The organism is Bacillus cereus group sp. BfR-BA-01381 (assembly GCF_022663555.1).
In the GTDB taxonomy this organism is placed as follows: Bacteria; Bacillota; Bacilli; order Bacillales; family Bacillaceae_G; genus Bacillus_A; species Bacillus_A pacificus.
The window spans coordinates 1-6,629 of the sequence record NZ_JAKUFR010000149.1; the positions used below are offsets into that span (position 1 = coordinate 1).

The window sequence follows — 6,629 nt, forward strand, 5'->3', positions numbered from 1 at the left end:
CAATTGTATCTGGATACACTTCTACTTGTTCCTGAAATAATTGATGTACACATTTATCTTTTGGATATTCTGTTTCTGTCTTATTCCAATCCAGCAACATTTGTTGTTCGTGATCTGTTAAAAGAGGAAGCTCACTCAAACATTGATTCGGATTTTCTATAATTCCTTCTAATAATGTAATAAAATTACTAATCATATTTTGAATTGTTATTTTATCAAATAAATCAATACTATATTCAAATATCCCCACCAACCCATCAGCATTCTCTTCCATAGAAAGTGTCAAATCAAACTTTGCTACTTCTGTATGAATCTCTACCGGATTAACAATTAGTTCCGGTAATTCAATAGAATTGTATGAGTTATTTTGTAGCACAAACATTGTTTGTGCTATAGGCGAATAACTTATATTTCGTTCAGGCTGTAGTTCTTGAACTATTTTTTCGAAAGGAAGATCTTGATGTGCATGAGCCTCAATTGATAAATTACACACCTTGGCTAATAAATCTTTAAACGTCATATTTTCAGATAAATCTGTACGGATAATTAAAGTATTAACAAAGAACCCAATTAATTCTTCTAGTTCTCTCGCATTTCGATTACTAACAGCTGTCCCTACTAAGATATCTAATTGACCAGTATAACGATAAAGTAATGTTTTAAATCCAGCAAGCAAAGTCATAAATAAAGTACTTCCCTCCTGCTGACTTAATTGTTTTATTCCTTGGGTAAGGCTTTTAGGAAGTTTAAATTTTTCGACTCTCCCCTTAAATGATTGTTTAGCTGGTCTTGGTCGATCTGTTGGTAAATTTAGTATCGGTAAATCTCCACCTAATTGCTTTTTCCAATATGAAAGTTGCTTCTCTAAAACATCGCCTTGTAACCATTCTTTCTGCCATACCGCAAAATCTGCATATTGAATTGATAATTCTGATAAAGAACACGTCCCTCCATTACAAAATTCTTTATAAAATGAGGCAATATTTTTCGTAAGAATTTCCATCGACCAACCATCTGAAATAATATGATGCATATTTAACATTAGTACATATTCAGATTCACATTTTTTTAATAACTTAAATCTAAAAAGTGGACCTCGATTTAAGTTAAACGGTCGGTGAGCCTCTTCTTCAATCCATTTATTAGCTTGAAATTCTTTTTCGGATTTTGAATATTTAGTTATATCTACAACTGGTATGACTATTTCTTTATATTTATCAACAATCTGAACAGGCTTTCCATCAATCTCATTAAAAGTAGTACGTAAAATTTCATGACGTTTTAAAATTTCATTAATACTTTTATTAATAGCTTCAATATTCAGATAACCTTTCATATAAAGAGCCATTGGTAAATTATAAACACTACTTTCTGGTTGAAATTTGTCTATAAACCATAGTCTTTGCTGGGAGTATGAACAAGGGAAGACAAATACCTCTTCATCTTCAAATTTCATCACTTCATTATTTAAGTAGAAATCCGTTGAATTTTGTTCCATTTTTTTGCTCCTCTTTTTATTAAATATTTGGTCGTTTTTGAAGGTAGGTTTCTCGAGAAATTGGCTTAATGTTGTTTTTAATAATTTTATTATTAATTTTTTTTATTTTTTCAGACATTTCAAAGATAGTAGGTGCTTTAAAGAAGTCCATTAATTGAATTTCTACTTGCAGTGTATTACGTAACCTAGATGTAACCTGCATTGCCAATAAAGAATGACCCCCTAATACAAAGAAGTTATCATAGACACCTATTTTTTCAATTTCAAGTACTTCACTCCAAGCACTTGCTATTTTTTCTTCTATTTTATTACTTGGTTTTACATAAGTCGCCTCTAAATCTGGCCGTTCCACCCTTACTTTCGGCAAGCGTTTCCTATCTATTTTCCCATTTATAGTGAGTGGCATAGTATCCAGTTTTTTAAATACAGAAGGTATCATATACTCCGGTAAATATCCCCTTAAATATTCACGCAGCTCATTACTTGATGACATTTGATTTTCTTTAAATGTCATATATGCCACTAAGCGTTTATCTTTCGTTTTATCTCCTTGAATTAATACCGCTGTTGAATCTACTACAGGATGCTGAGACAATAATGTCTCAATTTCTCCTAATTCTATTCGATACCCTCTAACCTTAACTTGATCATCCATTCGGCCTAAAAATTCTATATTTCCATCTCCTAAATAACGACCTAAATCTCCTGTTTTATATAACCTCGCTCCTTGTCTTCCACTAAAAGAATCTATAATAAATTTTTCTGCAGTCAATTCAGGCTGATTCAAATATCCACGTGCTAACCCTTCTCCTCCAATATAAATCTCACCTTTTACACCTACTGGTACTTGCAACCCATTTTTATCCAATACATAAGTTTGAACGTTAGGCAACGAACGCCCAATCGTTATTCTCTTACTATCTTTTTTGATATGATAACATGTTGCATCCACCGTACATTCTGTAGGACCGTATACATTATAAAATTCAATTTTATCAGTCTCTACTAGCTGTTCCCATAATGACGGCATAATCGCTTCGCCGCCAACCAATATCTTACTTGGAACATGAGCGCCATCACATGTTTCTAACAATCCAACATCTATAAGTAATTGAAGCAATGAAGGTGTTATATCAAAGATTTCTAACTTGTTCTCCCTAATATAAGCTACAAACTGTTCCGGATTACTTCGTACTTCATTCGGAATAATATACAAACTTGAACCATAAAGCAGCATTTGTAATTGCTGGATAGATGCATCAAAAGCAATTGATGCATTTAAACCGACATGCATGTTAGATGGTATCTCATGTTCAAAAACCTCTTTTTGTAAACCATGCGACAAGTTTAGTACAGAATGATGCTGTATCAAAACACCCTTTGGATTCCCCGTTGATCCTGAAGTATAAATAACATATGCTAAGTTTTCTCCTGTTACTTCACATTTTGGTGAAAGAATGCTTTCTTGTGAAATCATTGCTTGATCCCTATCTAGACAAACTATCTTGATTTCTTTAGGTATCCAGTCTTCTAATGACTCGTTCGTAACTAATACTTGAATTCCAGTGTCCTCCAAAATATATCGTAGGCGACTTTCTGGATATGATGGATCTAATGGAACATAGGCTGCTCCAGCCTTCCAAATCCCCATAATACTAACAATCATCTCAACTGAACGCTCTAAACAAATTCCAACTAAAACTTCAGGGCCAATTCCCTGCTTCTTTAAATAATGAGCTAACTGATTAGCACGGTTATTTAACTCTCTATATGTCAATTTTTCCTCTTCAAAAGACACGGCAATTGCATCTGGAGTCTTCTCTACTTGTTCCTCAAATAATTCATGGAAACATTTTTCCTTTGGATATGGTGTCAAAGTATTATTCCAATTAAGTAAAGTATCATTTTCATGCTCACTCAATAAAGGTATATCCTTAATTGCTTGAGAAGGGTTACATACTATTCCTTCTAACAATATTTCGAAATGTTTAATTATTTGTTTAATACGTATTAAACTAAATACATCCGAATTGTACTCCAGTCTACCCACTAATTGATTTCCTTCTTCTGTCATCGGGAGATATAAATCAAACTTTGCCGTTTCTGTGTGAACCTCTAGAGAATCTACAGTTAAATTTGATAATTTAAAATTATACTCTGGAGTAAGTTGAAACATTACCTGAAATAATGGCGATTGATTTATATTTCTCTCTGGCTGCAACTCTTCTACTACTTTTTCAAAAGGTACATCCTGATTCGCATAGGCATCTAAAGAAACTTCACGCACTCGTTTCATTAGTTCAATAAACGTTAAATCATCTGATAATTTTGTTCTTAGGGTTAATGTATTAACAAAAAAACCAATTAGTTTTTCAATCTCTCCCCAGTTACGGTTCGCTATAGGTGCACCTATTAATATATCTTCCTCACTCGTGTAACGATATATCAATACTTTAAATGCCGCTAGTAATGTCATAAATAAAGTAGTTCCCTCTTGTCTACTTAATTTTTTAAGATCTTCGGTTAGTTTCTCAGATAAAATAAATTTTTCAACTTTCCCTCTAAATGTTGCGGTTGTCGGCCGCGTAAGATTTGTAGATAAATCTAAAACCGGAAGTTCTCCACGTAGTTGCTTTTTCCAATAAGCAAGCTGATGCTCCAATACCTCTTCTTTTAACCATTCTCTTTGCCAAACAGCATAGTCCACATACTGAATTGGTAAATCAGGTAAAGGCGATTCGTCCCCTATAGAAAATGCTTCATAAAGGGTAAATAATTCTTTTGCAAGTACTCCCATAGACCAACCATCAGAAATGATATGATGCATGTTCAATAGCAACACATACTCTGTTTTATCTACATAAATTAAATAAGTTCTAAAAAGTGGGCCCTGAACTAAATCAAAAGGTCGAATCACTTCACTCTTTATAAATTGTTTAACTAGTAAATCTCTTTGCTCTTTTGGATATTCTGTAAAATCTTTAATTGATAAATTAAAACCCTGATGGGGCTTAATAATTTGTACTTGCTCTCCTTTTATATTATCAAAAACCGTTCGAAGAGCTTGGTGCCTTCTTGTAATTTCATTTAAGGCTTGCTGTAATACTTTAACATTAAGAGGCCCTTTTAAACGCAATGCTACTGGAATACTATATAATGATTTTCCAGAAGTAAATTCCTCAAGAAATAATAATCGTTGTTGAGCAAAAGATAGTGGTCTTTTTATCTCTGTTTCATTAATAGTTGTTTGTGGAATCTGATTTTTATATTCTACTCCCATAAGTGCATAAATTTTTTCACTAAGTCCAGCAATTGAAGGCGCATCAAATATACTTCTTACAGTTACTTCTATCTGTAAAATGTTACGTAACCTAGATACAATTTGTGTAGCCAATAAAGAATGTCCACCTAAGTCAAAAAAGTTCTCATAAATCCCAATTTTATTTACATTAAGTAACTCTGTCCAAATACCTGCAACTAATTCTTCAATCGGGTTACGGGGCATACAATAATCTGCAGATTCTGAATCTATCCGTTCTCGAGAAGGTATAGGTAACTTACTTCGATCTACTTTACCATTAGGTGTCAGTGAGAACCTATCCATTAATACAAAATAAGACGGAATCATATAATCTGGTAATTTTGATTTTAAGTAACTTTTAATCTCTGGCACTACAGTGTTAACAAACTTTTTTTGAAGAGGATTATTTGAATATATTTTCCAAGATTTAACCTCTCTCTTTATATTATTAGTTCTTATCTGATTTTGATTTAATGGTTCTATTAAGCCCTGGCGCTTAAATATTATATTAAAACATCCAGAAATTACTGGTTCACTCAATTTTATTTCTACATCATAAGACAATTCTGCTGCCACTCTCCAAAAATCCTCTGGGTTTAATCCAATATCCTCATTTTCTTTTTCCAATAAAGTTCTCAAATCAGCTACTGTTTTAATTTCTAAATTATTTTTTAATAAATCAATTAATAGAATGTCTTTATTTACTCGAGCATCTTTTATATTATTAACCTCTAGGATCCTAGTATCTTCGTTTTCTAATTGTTTACGAATTAAAGGTAAAGATAAATTGTCCTTATTCCAATCTAAACTAGGATAATTGGTTTTCAATACAGGTTCTGTACCTATCTTTAAAACTACATCGTATCGAAAACTTGTTAATTCGTTAGCAAACTCTCCCATCTTAGGAAGTATAACTACCTCATTAATTTCTGGCATATGCCTTTGCAATGCATAGAAAAATTCTGGATCAATTACTAATTCATTATCTTGCTTAATTCGATTTTCTATATTTTTCTTAAACTGTTCTATTGTTACATTTGTTTTGGAATGATGCATTTCCACTTTTGTATGAAACGCTTCTACTAATGGTAAACTTCTTATATCACCTAAAAAAATCGATCCTTTAGAATCAATTAGTTTCACAGATTCTTCTAAAACACGAACTAAATACTCTATACTAGGAAAATATTGAATTACAGAATTCATTATAATGGAATCAAATTCCCCATCATGCAAGTCTTGAAAATTATCAGCTGATTGATGAAGGAGTTTAACATTAGCTGATAATTTCCCACGTTCAATTATCTGTTTTTGAATATAATTTAATGCTTTATTTGAAATGTCTGTTCCATAATAATACTTACATTTAGGGGCAATCCGATTCAATATCATTCCTGTCCCACAGCCAATTTCTAATGCAACTTGTGGTTTTAAGTCAAGAATTCTTTCGACCGTCGTTTTTAGCCAATACTGCATTTCACCCTCGGGAATTGGTTCTCCAGTATAACTACTATTCCAACCGATTATATTAAATGTTGGATCAGATGTTCTAGGAGATTGAGCATAAAAATTATCAAAAATCATTTCCCATTGTTCAGTTTGCTCCCCTTGTAATTCTTTTCCCTCTTCCCCACTTTCATAATGAAGATTTTGAACTACATATGCCACAAGAGATTTATTATTAGATTCCTTATCAATGTGTGCCATAACCACTGTTTCCTGAACAGCTTGATGTTCACTTAATATATTTTCTATTTCACCCAGTTCAATTCGAAAACCTCGGATTTTCACTTGATTGTCAATTCGACCCAAAAATTCAATATTTCCATC

General features: G+C 32.4%; 2 protein-coding genes. Both read right to left on the bottom strand.

Features of this window, described 5'->3' with window-relative positions; all coding sequences use genetic code 11:
• The coding region (locus tag MR079_RS27160; RefSeq protein ID WP_242294987.1) for a condensation domain-containing protein at positions 1-1,498 on the bottom strand (1,498 nt) is incomplete at its 3' end.
• A 19-nt stretch (positions 1,499-1,517) separates the two neighbouring features.
• Positions 1,518-6,629: amino acid adenylation domain-containing protein (locus MR079_RS27165; protein WP_396022970.1), on the bottom strand; the 5,112-nt coding region annotated here is incomplete at its 5' end.